This window comes from Nitrososphaerales archaeon (assembly GCA_025058425.1).
Taxonomy (GTDB): domain Archaea; phylum Thermoproteota; class Nitrososphaeria; order Nitrososphaerales; family JANXEG01; genus JANXEG01.
Genome location: JANXEG010000094.1, coordinates 1 through 650, shown reverse-complemented (window position 1 = coordinate 650; position 650 = coordinate 1). Strand labels below are relative to the sequence as shown.

Here is a 650-nt window from a genome sequence, read left to right as displayed (position 1 = left end):
CTCCTCTGGATTCTGGCAAGCCCAAACCTCTTACACGCCTCGCTAACCTTAAGCCTAACCTCATCGTCACTTATATCATACACAATGAGGGTTTGCATAGCCTTCACCTCAAGGTGAACGGCGCATAACTAGGCTCCCTCCCAAGAATAAAGTCTGCAACTCTTTTAGGCTGTAGGAAAATGTGGCTTGATAGCGGCAATAGTCTTCCGCGAAATGTTAATGTCTCGGATAATCTCTCAGAGAAAGCCCTCACAACTTGAAAGCGAAATTCTCCCTTAAGCCTTCTCCCATCAATTATAGATTTCGAATCTCTAATGCTCGATGAGAGTCTCAAAACAACCCTATCCACAATAGGCTGCCTAAACTCTTCTAGAATATCCATTACAAGTGCTGGCCTTCTAGGAGAATCCGCGTGTAAGAATCCTGCGAATGGATCAAGCCCGGCTGCTTCAACAGCCAGCCAAATCTCGGAGGCTAAAAGCCCATAGCAGAAATTGAGCATAATATTAATTGGATCCTCAGGATCCTCAAACCTTTTCCTCCTGCCCGGAAAATCTAGGTTCTCTGGCAGTAAAAGCCTAAAGCCCTGCCAGTATATTTCAGCGGCCTCCGCCTCAAGCCTCATGACCTCGCTCCTAACAGAGCTAGCG

At 46.8% G+C, this 650-nt stretch carries 1 protein-coding gene; it reads right to left on the bottom strand.

Translation table 11 applies throughout. From position 1 onward, the window contains the following. Window positions 1-103 precede the first annotated feature (103 nt). On the bottom strand, window positions 104-650 hold a 547-nt coding region (gene cas1, locus NZ896_06835), incomplete at its 5' end, for a CRISPR-associated endonuclease Cas1 (protein ID MCS7117158.1).